Annotated in this window: 11 protein-coding genes; 4 read left to right on the forward strand and 7 right to left on the reverse strand. The window is 71.4% G+C overall.

The annotated features are described in order from the left end of the window. Positions 1–228: 228 nt before the first annotated feature. Entirely contained in the window at positions 229–1,770 is a 1,542-nt protein-coding gene (locus tag IF04_RS0124440) for a CehA/McbA family metallohydrolase (protein WP_030261796.1), read from the reverse strand. Positions 1,771–1,931: 161 nt separating this feature from the next. On the opposite strand from IF04_RS0124440, the gene IF04_RS0124445 reads away from it, so the two are divergent. Further along, positions 1,932–2,756 carry a TIGR03619 family F420-dependent LLM class oxidoreductase gene (locus IF04_RS0124445; protein WP_030261798.1) on the forward strand — a complete coding sequence of 275 codons (825 nt, stop codon included), beginning with the start codon at positions 1,932–1,934 and terminating at the stop codon, positions 2,754–2,756. A gap of 166 nt (positions 2,757–2,922) precedes the next feature. Further along, positions 2,923–5,577 (forward strand): bifunctional FO biosynthesis protein CofGH, encoded by a 2,655-nt coding sequence (locus IF04_RS0124450; RefSeq protein ID WP_281179695.1) that lies wholly within the window; start codon positions 2,923–2,925, stop codon positions 5,575–5,577. Between the two features lie 53 nt (positions 5,578–5,630). Here the strand turns inward: IF04_RS0124450 and IF04_RS0124455 are convergent, their stop codons facing one another. Beyond that, complete coding sequence (locus IF04_RS0124455; protein WP_030261803.1) at positions 5,631–5,888, reverse strand: hypothetical protein; 258 nt, start codon at positions 5,886–5,888, stop codon at positions 5,631–5,633. A gap of 235 nt (positions 5,889–6,123) precedes the next feature. Between IF04_RS0124455 and IF04_RS0124460 the strand changes: the two genes are divergently transcribed. After that, positions 6,124–7,242, forward strand: a complete 1,119-nt coding sequence (locus tag IF04_RS0124460) for an ADP-ribosylglycohydrolase family protein (protein WP_030261805.1) — start codon at positions 6,124–6,126, stop codon at positions 7,240–7,242. 106 nt (positions 7,243–7,348) lie between these two features. Here the strand turns inward: IF04_RS0124460 and IF04_RS0124465 are convergent, their stop codons facing one another. The 5 genes from IF04_RS0124465 to IF04_RS0124485 form a co-directional block, all read right to left on the reverse strand. Next, a complete protein-coding gene (locus IF04_RS0124465) occupies positions 7,349–8,902 on the reverse strand; it encodes a sodium:solute symporter family protein (protein WP_030261807.1) in 1,554 nt (517 codons plus the stop codon). 371 nt (positions 8,903–9,273) lie between these two features. Next, on the reverse strand, positions 9,274–10,557 hold the full coding sequence (locus IF04_RS0124470; protein ID WP_078600731.1) for an aminotransferase-like domain-containing protein: 1,284 nt from the start codon (positions 10,555–10,557) through the stop codon (positions 9,274–9,276). A 348-nt stretch (positions 10,558–10,905) separates the two neighbouring features. Then, positions 10,906–11,115: a DUF397 domain-containing protein gene (locus tag IF04_RS0124475; protein ID WP_030261811.1), complete on the reverse strand. Its 210-nt coding sequence runs from the start codon at positions 11,113–11,115 to the stop codon at positions 10,906–10,908. Between the two features lie 239 nt (positions 11,116–11,354). Beyond that, positions 11,355–12,221 carry a helix-turn-helix domain-containing protein gene (locus IF04_RS0124480; protein WP_030261813.1) on the reverse strand — a complete coding sequence of 289 codons (867 nt, stop codon included), beginning with the start codon at positions 12,219–12,221 and terminating at the stop codon, positions 11,355–11,357. Positions 12,222–13,016: 795 nt separating this feature from the next. Next, entirely contained in the window at positions 13,017–13,778 is a 762-nt protein-coding gene (locus tag IF04_RS0124485; protein WP_030261815.1) for a GOLPH3/VPS74 family protein, read from the reverse strand. Between the two features lie 224 nt (positions 13,779–14,002). On the opposite strand from IF04_RS0124485, the gene IF04_RS0124490 reads away from it, so the two are divergent. Beyond that, positions 14,003–16,816, forward strand: a complete 2,814-nt coding sequence (locus IF04_RS0124490; protein WP_245654495.1) for a D-alanyl-D-alanine carboxypeptidase family protein — start codon at positions 14,003–14,005, stop codon at positions 16,814–16,816. Positions 16,817–16,911 lie beyond the last annotated feature (95 nt).

The following is a 16,911-nucleotide window of genomic DNA, read 5'->3' on the forward strand; positions in this document are numbered from 1 at the left end:
TTTTTTTTTTTTCAAGCAGAAGACGGCATACGAGATAGCGTAGCGTCTCGTGGGCTCGGAGATGTGTATAAGAGACAGCCCCCACCCCTCCCCCTCCACCTCCGCCTGTCGAACGCTCCTCAGCCGGGCCTCAGCCGACCGTCAGCCGCCCCTCAGGCCGGCCCGCAGCCTGCCGTCGTCAGCCGTCGTCAGCCGTCCCCCGCCGTCGTCAGCCGTCCTCCGCCGCCCTCACTCACCCCCCAGGAACACCGGATTGGTCATGGCCGCCATCGGGCCCGGCAGGGCCCGCGTCGTGGCTGGGTGGCGGACCTCCGCGCGTATGTAGGCGGCGTTGTCGGGCGTGGTCTGCCAGCTGAGCGTGCCGGAGCCGGAGGACGGCAGCGGTGCCGTGTACCGCGTGCCCTGGTCCGTGACGAAGGAGACCGTGCAGCCCGGGGCGCCGGTGACCTCCAGGCGGGCGGTCACCCGCGACGCACCACCCACCCGGAGGCGTTCGCCTATGCCGGCGTGTGCGCCGCGTTCCCCGGTGACGGAGAAGGAGAGGCCGACCCGGGCCGACTCGGCGATCCAGACGCGGCCGGCCCGTATGCCCGCCAGGATCGACTGGCGGGAGAGGTCGTCGGCGAGGACGACGGTCTGCGGCAGGCCCACGACGTCCGGGTCGCGGTGGGCGTCGCTGTGACCGACGGCCGGGAGCCAGGCGCCGCGGCCCTGGGCGTGCGCCACCAGCGTGTTGTCCCACTCGGCGAGGGTGACCTCGTCATCGGGGGTGTACGGGCCGTTCCACACCTCCACCGCGTCGGCCTCGTTCAGCCCGAACTTCCAGTTGCAGCCGATGCACGTGGCGTGCGGATGGGCCGGGACGACCAGGCCGCCGGCCCGGCGGACGGCGCGGGCGTACTTCCCGAAGGCGTTGTCCCGGGCGCGGTACCGCCAGTCGAGGAAGACGCCCGGGTCGGTGCCCATCGCGACGACGTGGCCGTTGCGCGTGGTGATCTCCTCGCCGGTGAGGATCAGCAGGTCGTCGCCCCACAGGCCCTCCCACGCGCCGTGCGCGGAGGTGGTGTTGTGCTCGGTCGTGGTGAGGAAGTCCAGCCCCGCGGCGCGGGCGAGCGCGGCGATCTCGGCAGGGGTGCGCTTGCCGTCGGAGTGGATGCTGTGGAGGTGGTTGTCACCTCTGTACCAGGCCCGTCCGCGGCCCTTGGCGCGCTGCGGGGGATACACCGGCTTCGGCGTCTCGCCGGAGGCGCCGTACCGCAGGGTGACCGTGATCTCGTACCGCAGGCCCTGGGGTGCGACCGTGTACGGGCCGAGGGCGATGTGCCACGTGCCGGGCCGGATCGGGCCCGGGAGGTAGCCGGGTGTCGCGGCGTCGGCGCGGAGGAAGAATTCCGTACGGGCGCCGCCCGACCAGCCGCGGAAGCCGGCGCCGCCCAGCTCCGTGCCACGCTGGTCGAAGATGCCGATGTCGCAGGCGTTGCCATTGGTGCCCTCGGGCACGGGCGGCTTGTCGTACGTGTACGAGACGGCGATCTCGCGGACGCCGGGCGGGACTTCCACGGGTACGTACACGAAGTCCGGCGCGCCGGTCGGGAGATGGCCGGAGACGGTCCGGCTCTCGTCCGCCGGTCCGTCCGGTCCCTCCGGCCCGTCCGATCCGCCCTGTCCACCCGCGCGCCCCTCGGCGCCTGCGAAGCTCACGGGGCCGAGCGTAAGGGCTCCCGCCGCGCCCGCGACGGCGCCGAGCCTCAAGATGTCCCGCCGGTCCATCGCCGCTCCTCCTCCATTGCTCCGGCCGTGTGTTGCGTCGTGTGAAAACTGTTGTACGCGCGTATGACACGGACGGAAAGGCCTGTGGATAACCCGGCGACGGTGCGGCAACATGCGCTCACCAACCCTTGAACGGGACGGCCGACGCGGAGGGATTCAGCATGCGGATCGCGACCACGATCTTCCTCACCGACGAGACGATCCGGCCGGTACGGCTGGCCCGCGAGCTGGAACAGCGCGGGTTCGCCGGGCTGTACCTGCCCGAGCACACCCACATCCCGGCCTCCCGCGACACCCCGGCGCCGATGGGGGAGCCGCTGCCGCGCGAGTACGGCCGCACTCTCGATCCGTTCGTCGCGCTCGGCCAGGCCGCGGCCGTCACCGAGCGGCTGGCGCTCGGCACGGGCATCACGCTGGTCGCCCAGCACGACCCGATCGGTCTCGCGAAGCAGGTCGCCACGCTGGACTTCCTCTCCGGCGGCCGGTTCACACTCGGCGTCGGCTTCGGCTGGAACGTGGAGGAGGCCGCCGACCACGGGGTGGAGTGGTCCTCGCGGCGGGCGCTCGCCCGGGACCGGATCGCCCTGATGCGCGCCCTGTGGGCGGACGAACCGACCGCGTACGAGGGGTCCTTCGGCTCCGTACGGGCGAGCCACGCGTACCCGAAGCCGGTGAAGGGCGCGCCGCGCATCCTGGTGGGCGGCGGAGCCGGTCCCACGTTGTTCGCGCACGCCGCTGAGTACGCGGACGGCTGGCTGCCGATCGGCGGGCGCGGGCTCACGGAGGCGCTGCCGGAGCTGCGCCGGGTGTGGGCCGGGGCCGGGCGCGAGGGGGAGCCGGTGGTCGTCCCGTACGGTGTGCGGCCCTCGGCCGGGAAGCTGGCGCACTTTCAGGAGCTGGGCATCGATGAGGTGGTGGTGCAGCTGCCGGCGGCGGGCGAGGGCGAGGTGCTGCGGGCGCTCGACGCGTACGCGGAGTACCTGTGAGGCGCGGGCGGCGCAAGGTGCCGGTGTCTGCCCGGACGCGCAGAGGTGCCCCGGATGTCTGCCCGGACGGTAGTCGGAGGGAACCTCCGTATGGCGTGATCATCCGCACACAAAACGGTCTCCGTGGCCCGTCGGCCGCCCCGGCGCCCGCTCGTATCCTCGGAGGATGACTTCCAGCCCGCAGGGATCCGAGCAACTGCCGCAGGGACCCGAGCAGCCCCCGCAGGGAAACCGGCGCCCCGCGCCGACCGCGAACGCCATGCGCCGGGCGCTGAGGCGCGCACGGGACGGCGTGGCGCTGGACGCGGCCGAGGCGGCCGTCCTCCTCCAGGCGCGCGGCGAGGACCTGGACGATCTGTGTGCCTCCGCCGCCCGGGTACGGGACGCGGGGCTCGACGCCGCGGGCCGCCCCGGCGTCATCACGTACTCCAAGAGCGTCTTCATCCCGCTCACCCGTCTGTGCCGCGACAAGTGCCACTACTGCACCTTCGCCACCGTGCCCGGCAAGCTGCGCCGCGAGGGGCACGGGATGTTCATGTCCCCGGACGAGGTCCTGGACATCGCCCGCCGCGGCGCCGAACTGGGCTGCAAGGAGGCCCTGATCACCCTCGGGGACAAGCCCGAGGACCGTTGGCCCGAGGCGCGCGAGTGGCTGGAGGCCGAGGGGTACGACGACACGCTCGCCTACGTGCGCGCGATGGCGATCCGCATCCTGGAGGAGACCGGGCTGCTGCCGCACCTGAACCCGGGCGTCATGTCCTGGACGGACTTCCAGCGGCTCAAGCCGGTCGCGCCCTCGATGGGCATGATGCTGGAGACCACCGCCGAGCGGCTGTGGAGCGAGCCCGGAGGCCCGCACTACGGGTCGCCCGACAAGGAGCCCGCCGTACGGCTGCGCGTCCTGGAGGACGCCGGTCGCAGCTCCGTGCCCTTCACCAGCGGACTGCTGATCGGCATCGGGGAGAACTACGAGGAGCGCGCGGAGTCGCTGTTCGCGCTGCGCCGCGTCTCCCGTGCGTACCACGGCATCCAGGAGCTGATCATCCAGAACTTCCGCGCCAAGCCGGACACCGCGATGCGCGGCATGCCGGACGCGGAGCTGGACGACCTGGTCGCCACGGTGGCCGTCGCGCGGCACATCCTTGGCCCGTCCGCCTGCCTCCAGGCGCCGCCCAACCTGGTGGACGCGGAGTACGGGCGGCTCATCGGGGCCGGCATCGACGACTGGGGCGGCGTCTCGCCGCTCACCCCGGACCACGTCAACCCCGAGCGCCCCTGGCCCCAGATCGAGGAGCTGGCCGCGCGCTCCGCGGAGAGCGGCTTCGAGCTGAAGGAACGCCTCGCGGTGTACCCGGAGTTCGTGCTGCGCGGCGAGCCGTGGCTGGACCCGCGGCTGCTGCCGCACGTACGGGCGCTCGCCGACCCCGAGACGGGCCTCGCGCGCGAGGACGCGGTGGTCGAGGGGCACCCCTGGCAGGAGCCGGACGAGGAGTTCTCGCTGCACGGCTCGGGCCGCACGGACCTGCACCGCACCATCGACACCGAGGGCCGCACCGGCGACCGCCGGAACGACTTCGACGAGGTGTACGGCGACTGGGAGGCGCTCCGTGAGGCCGCGGCGCCCGGGATGGTGCCCCAGCGCATCGACACGGACGTACGGGCCGCCCTGAAGCAGGCAGCGGACGATCCGACGAAGCTCACGGACGACGAGGCGCTGGCCCTGTTGCACGCAGAGGGGCCCGCCCTGGATGCGCTCTGCGGCATCGCCGACGACCTCCGTAGGGCGACGGTCGGCGACGACGTCACGTACATCGTCACGCGCAACATCAACTTCACCAATGTCTGCTACACCGGCTGCCGGTTCTGCGCCTTCGCGCAGCGCCGTACGGACGCCGACGCGTACACCCTCTCGCTGGACCAGGTGGCCGACCGCGCGCAGCAGGCGTGGGACGTGGGTGCCACCGAGGTGTGCATGCAGGGCGGCATCCACCCGGACCTGCCGGGCACCGCGTACTTCGATATCGCGCGGGCGGTGAAGGAGCGCGTCCCGGGGATGCACGTGCACGCGTACTCGCCCATGGAGGTCGTCAACGGCGCGACCCGTACGGGCATGTCCATCCGGGAGTGGCTGACCGCCGCCAAGGAGGCGGGGCTCGACACCATCCCCGGTACGGCCGCCGAGATCCTCGACGACGAGGTGCGCTGGGTGCTGACCAAGGGGAAGCTGCCCACCGCCACCTGGATCGAGGTCATCAAGACGGCGCACGAACTGGGCATCCGTTCGTCCTCCACGATGATGTACGGGCACGTGGACCAGCCGCGGCACTGGCTGGGCCACCTGCGGCTGCTGGCCGACATCCAGCGGTCCGCGCTGGCCAAGGGTGTCGAGGGGTTCACGGAGTTCGTGACGCTGCCGTTCATCCACACCAATGCGCCGGTTTATCTCGCCGGCATCGCCCGACCGGGGCCCACCTCGCGCGACAACCGTGCGGTGACCGCGATGGCGCGGCTGCTGCTGCACCCGTACATCCCGAACATCCAGACCAGCTGGGTCAAGCTCGGCACCGAGGGCGCGGCCGAGATGCTGCGCTCGGGCGCCAACGACCTGGGCGGCACGCTCATGGAGGAGACGATCTCCCGGATGGCCGGGTCGAGCTACGGCTCCTACCGGTCGGTGCGCGACCTCGTCGCCATCGCCGAGGAGGCCGGGCGCCCGGCCCGCGCCCGCACGACGACGTACGGGCCGGTGTCCGCGGAGCGCCAGGAGGCGGCGCTCCGCTCCGACGGACACCTGCCGGAGCTGCTGCCGGTACTGGACTGACGCACGGGGCCTCCGGGGCCTCCAGCGCCTCCGGAGGCCCCCGTGGCCGATTCTCACCCCTCCCCGCTGTGCTCCGTCTCGTGCTGGAGGATGCACTGCTGCCAGCGGGCGAGGGCCTCGGCCCGGTCGCCGCCGGCGTCCTCCGCCGCGGTGATGAGCGCGTCGGCGGCCATCGCCGCGAGCCGTACGGCGATATGGCAGGTGTCGCGCTGGGGGAGCGGGCGCAGCAGCTCCACCGCCCCCTCGCTGTCCCCGGCCAGCGCGCACGCGACGACGGCCATGGTCGTGCGGTCCCACTCGTACTCGGACATGGTCGGAGCATGCCCACACCAGGGGCGGAGGATGACTCCTGGGCCGATATTGCGCAGGTGAACGGAAAGTTCCGGTAACGATCAAAAGCCGCCTCCTGGGCGCCTCTTCGCATTCCCTTCCTGCCCACTAGTGGCCGAAACCCTGTCGATTACAGTGCCCTGCGTCAGCGAGCGTCAGAAGGGCGTCGGGAGCGGCAGCACGGGTCCAGGAGGGCACAGTGCCAGGAGGGACACAGTGAGCGCAGCGGGCGGGAACGCCATCTGGGGCCGCGCCGAGCAGCAGGACTTCCGCAGCCGGGTGCGCGGCTGCCTGCTGGGCGGGGCGATCGGTGACGCGCTCGGCGCGGGCGCCGCGCACGCCTCGCTCGACGACCTCCGCCAGGCATACGGCACCGAGGGGCTCACGGACTACGCCGTGGTCTTCGAACGGCGCGGCGCCATCACGGACGCCACCCAGCTCACCCTCTTCACCGTCGACGGCCTCATACGGGCCCAGGTGCGCCGCGACACCGGCGCCTGGCACCCGCCCACCGACCTGTACCGCGCCTACCGGCGCTGGGCCGTCACGCAGCACGACTGGGGCCCGGACGAGCGCCGTACGGACGACGGCTGGCTGGCCCGCGAGGAGTGGCTGTACGCCCGCCGCGACCCGGCTCGCGAGTGCCTCACCGGCCTCGGGGACGGCGTCATGGGCACCCTGGACGCGCCCCGCAACCCGCAGGCCAACGGGGGCGGCGCCGTGATGCGCTCGGCCCCCTTCGGGCTGCTGGTCGGCTGGGAGCCGCAGCTGGTCTTCCAGCTCGCCGTGGAGTGCGCGGCGCAGACCCACGGCCACCCCACCGGCTATCTCGCGGCCGGCGCGCTCGCCGTCATCACCCACTCCCTCGCCCGTGGCGAGGACCTCGACAGCGCCGTCCAGAAGGCGCTGGCGCACCTGGCCACCCGCCCGGGCCACGACGAGACCACAGACGCGCTCAAGCGGGCGCTGGGGGCCGTACGGCAGGGCATGCCGACCCCCGCCCGGGTCGAGTCGCTGGGCGAGGCGGGACACGCCGCCGGCGCGCTGGCCATCGCCGTGTACTGCGCACTGGTCGCGGAGGACATCCGGCACGGGCTGCTGCTCGCGGTCAACCACAGTGGCGCCTCCGACCTCACCGGCGCGATGTGCGGCAACCTCCTCGGCACGCTGCACGGCGAGACGGCCCTGCCGCCGGTCTGGCTCGTCGAGCTGGAGGGCCGCGCCACCATCCTCCAGCTCGCCGACGACTTCGCCATGGAGATGACCCAGGGACCCGCGCTGCACGGACCCGGCAACTCGGCACCGGGATGGCTGGCGCGGTACCCGAGGGCGTGAGCCCACAGCGCTGCCAGGGACGCAGCTGCCTTACGGGCACAGCGCTGTCCTACGGGCACAGCGGCGCGCCCCGGGTGCGGCGTTGCACGGGCCTTCGTTGCGGCGACTACACGGGCTTCTTCTGGTCCTGCGGAGCGGACTGCCCGGGTACGGCCAGTGCCGCCGCGGCGGGACCGTCGTCGTCCCCGTCGGAGTTGATCCGGGCCAGTACCGCGTCCCGCTCCGGCGTGGCCTCCGGCCTCACCAGCCCGATCAGTACGAACAGCACGAGCGAGACGGCGACCGGCGAGACGATCTGGATCTGCAGCGAGACGTCGGCGATCCCGTAGTTCGTCAGCCAGAACGCGAACAGGCCGGCTGCCCAGGAAGTCAGCGCAGCGACCGGCCCCGACCTGCGGAAGAGCGGCAGCATGCCCAGCAGGAACGGGATCGAGATCGGCCCGACGAGCCCGGCCACCCACTTGATCACGACCGAGATGATGCCGGCGAAGGCCGGCGAGTTCACCTGCGTCGCGATCGCCATCGACAGGCCGAGGAAGGCGAGGGTGGACAGCCGCGCGGCCACCAGCCCCGCCCGGTGCGACCAGCCACGCGCCTTCGCCGAGACGGCCGGCGCGATGTCCCGGGTGAAGACCGCCGCGATGGCGTTGGCGTCCGACGAGCACATCGCCATCGTGTGCGAGAAGAAACCCACGATGACCAGGCCCAGCAGCCCGTGCGGCAGCAGGTGCTCGGTGAGCAGCGCGTACGAGTCCGACGCGTCCGGCTTCTGGGCCTTGACCAGCAGCGGCGCGACCCACATCGGGAAGAACAGCACCACAGGCCAGACGAACCACAACGCGGCCGACAGCAGTGCCGAGCGCCGCGCCTCACGGGCGCTGCTCGTGGCCATGTAGCGCTGCGCCTGGTTCCACATGCCGCCGCTGTACTCGAAGGTCTTGATGAACAGGTACGCGAGCAGGAACGTCAGCGTGTACGGGCCGACGGTCGGCTGGGTGTGGGTGTCCGGCAGCCGGTCCCACACCGTCCACAGCGCGCTGACCCCGCCCAGTTCGGACAGCACGGTCAGCAGCATCGCCACGCCCGCCAGCAGCTGGATCACGAACTGCCCCAGCTCGGTGAGGGCGTCCGCCCAGAGCCCGCCGACCGTGCAGTACACGGCCGTGACCAAGCCCGTGATCAGAATGCCCTGGTTGAGCGACACGCCGGTGAAGACGGACAACAGGGTCGCGATCGCGGCCCACTTGGCGCCCACGTCCACGATCTTCAGCAGTACGCCGGACCAGGCGAGCGCCTGCTGGGTGGGCAGGTTGTAACGGGTCTTCAGGTATTCGAGCGGTGAGGCGACGTGCAGCCGGGAGCGCAGCCGGTTCAGCCGGCCGGCGAAGAGCCTGGCCCCGATGGCGATGCCGATCGCGATGGGGAAGGACCAGGTGACGTACGAGGTGATGCCGTACTGGTAGGCGATGCCCGCGTACCCGGTGAACATCACGGCGCTGTACCCGGACATGTGGTGCGAGATGCCGGACAGCCACCAGGGCATCCGGCCGCCCGCGGTGAAGAAGTCGCTCACGTTGTCGACGCGTTTGTGCGACCACAGGCCGATGGCGACCATGATGCCGAAGTATCCGATGAGCACAGCCCAGTCGAGACCGTTCATGCCCCCTCCAAGGGGTCCGCCTTGTGAACGTGCAAGAACGCAACAGCACTTCGCCTCGGCGGCGCCCCCGTGCGGGAGTGGGGACTTCGGGGATTGAACCGTTGGCACGGAGCCTGGTCAAGGGGGTTCGAGGGTCACGGATATGAACTCCGGTCACCTAACCGAACGATTTTACTCTCTCTTGACCCCACGCCTCGTTGTCGTGCCCGCGATGGCGCCCGCACCATGAGCGGACACTTCGCCAGGCTCCACCCATCAAATCCGCACAGAAAAAAGCACCACACGGGAGCGGGATCCCGTGCGGTGCAGGAGGGGAGGCCGTATACGGAGGCACACGACAGGTCGTATGACGGACCGCGTACGGAACGGCGTCAGCGAAGGGCCGCGCCCAGCCGCCGCAGACCTTCCCGGATCTCCTCCGGGGAGTGCGTCACGAAGGACAGCCGCATGGTCGCCGCGTCGGCCTGCCCCGCGAAGAACGGTGCCCCCGGGACGTACGCGACGTCGTGCTCGACCACCGACGGCAGCAGCTCCGTCGCGTCGTACCCGGCCGGCAGCTGCGCCCACACGAACATGCCGCCCGTGGGACGGTTCCAGCGCGAGCCCTCCGGGAGCGCGTCGCCCAGCCCCGCGAGCAGCGCGTCCCGCCGCTCGCGGTAAGCGACCCGTATCCGGTCCAGGTGCGCGGGCAGATCGGCGTGCGCCAGGTAGTGCGCCGTGGCCGCCTGGTCGATCGTCGAGGTGTGCAGGTCGGCGGCCTGCTTGGCGATCACGCAGGCGCGTCGCAGCGCGGCGGGCGCGCGCAGCCAGCCCAGCCGCAGCCCCGGCGCCATGATCTTGGAGAACGAGCCGAGCAGCGCCGTACGGTCCTCGGCGCCCGGGAAGGTCGCCACCCACGGCACCGGCTCGCCCTCGAAGCGCAGCTCGCCGTAGGGGTCGTCCTCCACGATCCACAGCCCGCGGCGCGCAGCCACCGCGCCGATCGCGGCACGGCGCTCGGCGGGCAGCGTGCGCCCGCTCGGGTTCTGGAACGTCGGCACGGTGTACAGCAGCTTCGGCCGCTCCCGCGCGACGATCTCGTCCAGCGCCTCGGGGTCCAGCCCGTCGTCGTCGCACGGCACGGACACCACCCGGGCGCCCGCGAACGAGAAGATCTGCAGGGCCGCGAGGTAACAGGGCGCCTCCACCACGACCGTGTCGCCCGGCTCCAGCAGCGCGGTCGACAGCAGCGTGAGGGCCTGCTGCGAGCCGGTGGTGATCAGCAGGTCGTCGGGGTCGGTGGCCAGGCCGCGCGCCGTGGCCCGCGCGGCGACGATCCCGCGCAGCGCCGGGTCGCCCTCGGTGGTCGAGTACTGCAGCACCTGCTGCGGCCGGTCCGCCAGTACGTGCCGGAAGGCGTCGGCGATGCCGTCCGTGTCGAACAGCTCCGGAGCCGGCAGCCCGCCGGCGAACGAGATCACCTCGGGCCGCGCGGTCAGCGCCAGGATCTCCCGCACGGGCGAGGCCCCGGTCCGCGATGCCCGCCCGGCGAGCCCGGGAACGGGTGCTGCGGGTACGGGTGCTGCGGGTGCGGAACCGGCGGCGAAGTCGGCGGTAGTGGCCAGGGGTACGGCCGTGGAGGCGGTCGTGGCAGTGGCGGATGCGGCTCCGGGCATGGTGGCTGGCTCCAATCGCTCGTCTCGCGCGCGCCGTTAACCGGCGTTAGCTGCAAGGCACAGGGAGCTTATGTCTCCGGGTGTGCGTCTCGCACAGGTATCCGCATTGTGGGCACTCGTGGGGCTCCTGCGCACTCCAACTCCCTCCGGGGGAGGCGGCGTCGGGGGAGGTGCGACGCCGGACGGGGGAAGGCCGAGCCCCCTCGGCCGGGACGGCGATCCAGTCGAGAGGGCCCGTTGCGGTGGTGCGGTGTGGTGAGGCAATGGAGTTGTAGAGCTGTGAAGTTGTGGGGTGGTGCGGATCTGGGTGCGGAATGCGGACTTCTGAGGGGCTGGACGACGGGCCGCTCAGGCCACGTCGTACGAACCGGCGCCGACCTCCGCCACGAACGTGCTCCAGGCGGCGGTGTCGAACGTCAGGCGGGGGCCGTCGGGGTCCTTGGAGTCGCGCACCGCGATGGCCTCGGTCGTCGGGACGGCGATCTCGACACAGGCGCCGTTGCCGCCGGAGTACGAGGACTTCGTCCAGGAAAATGCGGAATTGGGCTTGGTTGCCATGTTTGCTCCGACTCGCTCTGGGTTGCCGCGACTTGGCGCGGATTCGGTATGCATGACGCTACGCGCCAACATCACCGACGCCAGAGGGGTGTCACTCATTCGTATGGCATATTCCTTGATCTCTTTTCAAGGAAACCAGCGCAGGTGTACCGTGCCCGCTTCCATTCCGGAATTCGCTATTCGACCGCCTTGCGGGCCGTTTCCCGCCAGGTGAAGCCCCGGTGGATCGGCCCGACGCCTCACCTCGTGCTGTCGGCGTGCTGCTTGGCGGCCTCGGCGATGAACTCCCGGCTCTGATCGGCGTTGAGCGCCTGAGCCCGCAGATGCTCGTACATGATCGTGTACTTGTGCACGTCGTTGGTCTTCTCCAGGTACAGGTCGCTCGTCACGCCCTCGATGTAGACCACGCTGGAGTCGGCCGCGTCGTCGAACTCCAGGATCGAGAACGTGCCGGACATCCCGGCGTGCGCGCCTGTGTCGTACGGCAGCACCTGAACCGTCACGTGCGGCAGCTTGCTGATCTCCACGAGGTGTTCCAGCTGCTCGCGCATGATGAGGTGGCTGCCGACGACGCGGCGCAGCGCGCTCTCGTCCAGCACGACCCACAGCCGCAGCGGGGTGTGCGGATCACTGACCCGCTCCTGGCGCCGCATGCGCACCTGGATGCGCTTCTCCAACTGGTCCGGCGCCAGCTCCGGGACGGTCCCCGGGATCACCGCCTCCGCGTAACCGGGCGTCTGCAGCAGCCCGGGCACGAGCAGCGATTCGTACACCCGCAGCGAGGCGGCCTCGGTCTCCAGGCCGATGTAGACGCTGTACGGGATGTCGCCGAAGGCGTGCCACCAGCCTTGCTGGCGCGAATCCTTCGCCATCTGCATCAGCGAATCGACGATGCGGTGATCCTCGACTTCGTACACCCCGCAGAGGTCTCGGACGTCGCGCTGGCTGATGCTGCGGCGGCCGTTCTCGAGCCTGCTGATCTTCGATTGCGAGACCAGCAGCCGCTCCGCGACCTCCTCCGCGGTCATGCCCTTGAGCTCCCGGAGCCTGCGCAGCTCCTGGCCCAACCGGCGTCGCCTGACGGTGGGATTCACATTGGACGCCACGGGACGTGCACCTCCGGCTCCGGACTGCTGTTTTTTCCTGTTCAGCAGATTGCCACCACCGGTCGGCGCCGCGCTGGGAAATGGCCGGACAAGGTGGGCACGGGTACGAGACGCCCTACGGGATGCGCGGGGCCGGACGGCGCCCACTGCGACGTACGGGCGGATACCGGGAGCGCGTACGGGAGCGTGCACGCGGGGCGCGTACGGAAGCGGAAGCGGAACCGGCGCCCCTGGGCCCGGGCCGGGGCCTGGAAGGCGGTGTGCGGCCCGTACGTGCCTGCTGGGGGGCCGCGGGAGCACCGTTGGGCCGCCGGGCCTGCAAGGCGGCCCGAGGGGGCCGGAAGGGCGGGAAAAGGGCGCGGGGTGGTGGACCCGCCGTCGTCCAGAACGGAAGGTCCACCACCCCGCGCTTGTTGCGGCTCCCGGACGGGATCTGGGGACGGTGCTGCGGTGTGTTGCCGGGTGCTGCGTTGCCGGCTGTTCGGCCGCCGGGTACTGCGTGTTGGCGGCCGGTTCGGTACCGGGCGCTACGTTGTCGATGCTGCGGTCGTGCGTGAGGGGTGCTGCTGCGGACGGGACGGGTCCGCGCGGGCAGCCGTCGCGCGCTGCCTGCCGCGCGGGCGGTGCTCGTGCCGGTGCCGCCCTGGGGTCGGCGGCGTCCTGCTGCTGTCCCGTCCTGTGAGGTGCGTCCGGTTCCTGTCCGTCCCGGTCCTGTCCACCCCGGGAGCTGCCCTTCCCGGGGGCCTGTCAGCCCGGTTCTGTCCTGCTGTCCGTACCGGGGTGCTGTCCGTCCGGCTAACGGGCGCCGACGCGGGCCATGCTGCCCCGCATTGGCTGGGCCGGAACGCCTGGCGTCCCGTCCGTGGCCCGAGCGGCCGGCTGCCTGCCGGCTCCGGGGCCCGGTCCCGCCGCCGTTGCGCGCCTCGGCTGCGCCGCGACGCCGTTCTGCACGTCCATGACAGCGTGTGCGACCAGCCCGCCCATGGGGTCGTGCCGGATGAGATCCCGGAGGCGGGAGCGCGATGAACGCCCCTCGTTCCCGGGGTACAGGTGCTTGCCGAGACCGACCGCGTGGGCCAGTGCGGCGAGCGCCGCGGTCCGCGGGTCCGGTGGTACGCCGGTGCGGATCGCGTTGTCCAGCCGGGTCCTGATTTCCCGGCTGATGGCCGTGTCCGTCGCTTGGTAGCGAGTCGTCGGCAGTACTCCGCACATCTGACCCGCCACGGCATGCACCATGCCGCACCGCTCCAGATGCGTGAGGTAGGTCTGGCGCAGCCCCAGCCGGGGCCCGCCGATCCAGTGGACCGCGCGCACCGGGCTGCCGCGCCGTCGCAGCAACTCGAGCGCCGAATCCAGTGTCGGATCTCCAGTCGGCCGTGGCAGTACCACGGCGATACGATCCCCGTCAGGGGCTATCCGTCCCGCCAGAGCCAGCTCCACTAGCTGGGCCCCGGCCAGACCGAGGTCGAGCGACTGCGGCTGCGCTGTGGTTCCCGTGGCCGGGTCCAAAGCGAGCAGCAGAAGCTCCTCCGGAATTGTTCTGCGGCTCCTGCCCATCCATGCCTCCCCGCGTGGATGAATGACAGGGTGACCCCTCTCACATTCATCTGTCGAGAGTGCGTGGGTGATTCGGCAGGGAACCGGTAGGTATGTCGTTCTCGTCTACTCGGTGGGCGGCAGCCTCTGAGGGCGGGGCGCGAGCCCCGGACAGCGCGGCTGCGCAGCCGCGCTTCTCGCACACAGGACACTTGGCAACACTGGGCAGATCAGCAGCGCGACGTATGAAGGAGATACCGGTGGCGGGCGAGTCCCCCGACAGGTCGGAGCAGAAGCAGTCGTCGGGGGAGACGGCGGAGAGCGAACGCGATCCGCGGCTCGCGGTCTTCCGTGATGCACCGACGGATACGGAGACGTCCGAGGAGGAACCCGAGTCCGGCGAGGCATCCGAGGAGACGTCCACGGAAACGCCCACGGAGACGTCCGCGGAGCCGGATTCGGTTGCGGCGGCCGGGGAGAAGCGCGATTCCGAGGGCGACCGGGGCGGCCAGGAAGGCAGCCGGGGCGGCTCGGGCGGCTCGGAGGCTCCCGAGGGTGGCTCGGACGCTCCTGAGGGTGGCGAGAGCGGTGATGCTCGGCTCAAGGCGGCGGTGGCCGCTTGGGTGGCGGGCAAGGACGCCCCTGAGGGCGCTGAGGGCGCGGAGTCGGGCGAGGGCGCCACTGAGGGCGCTTCTGGCGCCGCTGAGGCCCCTGCGGGTGACGAGGCCGCCGAGGGCAAGGCCGGCTCCGAAGCGGAGTCCGCGCTGCCCGTACGGAAGCCCGGCGGCAAGGCCAAGAAGGGCGCCGGCCGGTCGGACCAGGCGACGGCCGTCTTCGGCACCGTGGCACCGAAGCCGGCTCCGGCCGATGACGCCACCCGAGTGTTTGCTGCCGTAAAGCCGAAGGGTGGGGAGGGCGAAGAGAAGGCTCCCGCCAAGGCCGCCGAGAAGGACCCGGAGAACGGCGCCAAGAAGGACGCGGAGGCTCGGAAGGCCACGGCGGCTGCGATCCCCAAGCGGTCCGAGACCGCCAAGAAGGCCGAAGCCGCCGCCGCGTCCAAGGACACCGAGTCCACCGGCAGCGCGGACAAGAAGGACGCCACGAAGGACGCCGATAAGGACGTCACGGAGGGCGCCAAGAAGGGCGACGGAGGCGGCGCCAAGAAGGACGCTGAGGGCAGCAAGGAGTCCGCAGGCAGCAAGACGTCCGAGGGCACCAAGGAGTCCAAGGGCGACGAGCAGCCCAAGGGCAGCACGGATGCCAAGGACGCCAAGACCGCCAAGGACGCCAAGCCCGCCGAGGATGCCAAGGGCACCGCATCCGCCGCCAAGAGCAGCAAGGCCGGCAAGGTCGGCGAAGACAGCAAGCCCGGCGAGGAGCCCAAGGACGCCGGTAAGCCCGGTAAGCCCGGTAAGGAAGACGCCGAGAAGTCCGGTTCCGGTAAGGAAAAGGACGCCGCCGAGAAGTCCGGCAAGGCGTCCGCCGAGCGGGACGCCGAGCGGACCAGCCAGTTCGTCGCGCTGAAGTCGGCGGACGAGCGGCCGGTCAAGCCGCCGAAGCCGGTCGGCAAGGCCGTCGCCAAGCCGACCGCCAAGCCCGGCGCCGCCTCGGACATCGCGAAGGCCCCGGGCGGCACCGCCGCGTCCGCCCCGCTCCCGCCGGCCGCCGAGGCCACGGCCCCGGCGCGCCCCGGCCCCCAGCCGGCCGCGCAGCCGTCGTCCGCCGCCCCCGAAGGGGCCCCGCTGCCCGAATCCGAGCGTACGAAGCAGCAGCCGCTGCCCCCGCTCGACCTGCTCGCGCAGCTCACCAACACCCCGCCGCCGCCCGAGACCCCGATCCGCACCATCGTGCGGCGGTTCAAGATCTGGACCCCGCTGGCCCTGCTGCTCCTGCTGATCTTCGTGATCGTGCAGGCCGTGCGCCCGCTCCCGGACCCGGCGCTCGCGCTGACCTCGGACGCGACGTACTCCTTCGACGGCGGCAAGCCGTCCCTGCCCTGGCCGACCGAGGGCCAGGCGTACGTCGAGGTGTCCGGCCTGGGTCCGATCGGCTCGTACGGTGCGCAGAAGCCGATCCCGATCGGCAGCGTCGCCAAGACGATGACCGCGTACATCATCATGCGCGACCACCCGCTGAAGCCCGGCAAGAAGGGCGACATGATCCGGGTGGACAAGCAGGCCGAGGAGGACGGCAAGAAGGGGGCCGGGCACGGTGACGAGTCGGTCCTCGACACCGTCAAGGAAGGCGATTACATCTCGCAGAAGGACGCGCTGTCCGCGGTCATGATCCCCTCCGCGAACAACATCGCCCGGCTGCTGGCCCGTTGGGACGCCGGTTCCCAGGAGGCGTTCGTCAAGAAGATGAACGCCACCGCCAAGGACCTCGGCATGAAGAACACCACCTACACCGACCCCAGCGGTCTGATCGAGACCACCGTCAGCACCGCCCAGGACCAGGTGAAGCTGGGCAAGAAGGCGATGGAGATCCGCTCGCTGGTGGACATCACCAAGCTGCCGACCTGGACCGACCCCTCCGGCAAGACCTGGCGGAACTTCAACACCCTGCCGCCGTACAACAACGCGATCGGCCTCAAGACCGGCTCCACCTCGAAGGCGGGCGGCAACCTGCTCTTCGCCGGCCGGCAGCAGGTCGGTGACACGACGCAGCTGATCGTCGGCGCGGTGCTCGGCCAGCACCGGCCGCCGATCATCGACACCGCCAACGCCATCAGCAAGGACCTGCTCACGACCACCCAGGGCGCCCTGGAGGACCGTACGGTCGTGAAGAAGGGCGATGTCGTCGGTCTGGTGGACGACGGCCTCGGCGGCACCACACCGGTCGTGGCGACCGAGGACCTCAAGGCGGTCGGCTGGAATGGCCTGACGGTAAAGCTGGGGCTGACGGACAAGGGCAAGGCCATCCCGCACACGGCGAAGGCCGGTACGGAGGTCGGCGTGCTGACGGCGGGCAGCGGTCCGGGCCAGGCCTCGGTCCCGGTGGCGCTCCAGAAGGACCTCGCCGAACCGACCTTCGGCGCCAAGCTCACGCGCGTGGGCTGACCCGGCGCCCCGCCCCGTACGCACCGCAACGCCCCGGTTCCGCCGGGGCGTTGCGCGTACCGTAGGGCGGGCGATCCGTCCGGGGCGCCAGACCC

The organism is Streptomyces violens (assembly GCF_000717745.1).
GTDB lineage: Bacteria > Actinomycetota > Actinomycetes > Streptomycetales > Streptomycetaceae > Streptomyces > Streptomyces violens.

What these genes read in the sequence shown, in the direction of transcription:
- IF04_RS0124440 (WP_030261796.1), bottom strand. Translation starts at nt 1,770, where the DNA reads ATGGACCGGCGGGACATCTTGAGGCTCGGCGCCGTCGCGGGCGCGGCG.
- IF04_RS0124445 (WP_030261798.1), top strand. Translation starts at nt 1,932, where the DNA reads ATGCGGATCGCGACCACGATCTTCCTCACCGACGAGACGATCCGGCCG.
- IF04_RS0124450 (WP_281179695.1), top strand. Translation starts at nt 2,923, where the DNA reads ATGACTTCCAGCCCGCAGGGATCCGAGCAACTGCCGCAGGGACCCGAG.
- IF04_RS0124455 (WP_030261803.1), bottom strand. Translation starts at nt 5,888, where the DNA reads ATGTCCGAGTACGAGTGGGACCGCACGACCATGGCCGTCGTCGCGTGC.
- IF04_RS0124465 (WP_030261807.1), bottom strand. Translation starts at nt 8,902, where the DNA reads ATGAACGGTCTCGACTGGGCTGTGCTCATCGGATACTTCGGCATCATG.
- IF04_RS0124470 (WP_078600731.1), bottom strand. Translation starts at nt 10,557, where the DNA reads ATGCCCGGAGCCGCATCCGCCACTGCCACGACCGCCTCCACGGCCGTA.
- IF04_RS0124475 (WP_030261811.1), bottom strand. Translation starts at nt 11,115, where the DNA reads ATGGCAACCAAGCCCAATTCCGCATTTTCCTGGACGAAGTCCTCGTAC.
- IF04_RS0124485 (WP_030261815.1), bottom strand. Translation starts at nt 13,778, where the DNA reads ATGGGCAGGAGCCGCAGAACAATTCCGGAGGAGCTTCTGCTGCTCGCT.
- IF04_RS0124490 (WP_245654495.1), top strand. Translation starts at nt 14,003, where the DNA reads ATGAAGGAGATACCGGTGGCGGGCGAGTCCCCCGACAGGTCGGAGCAG.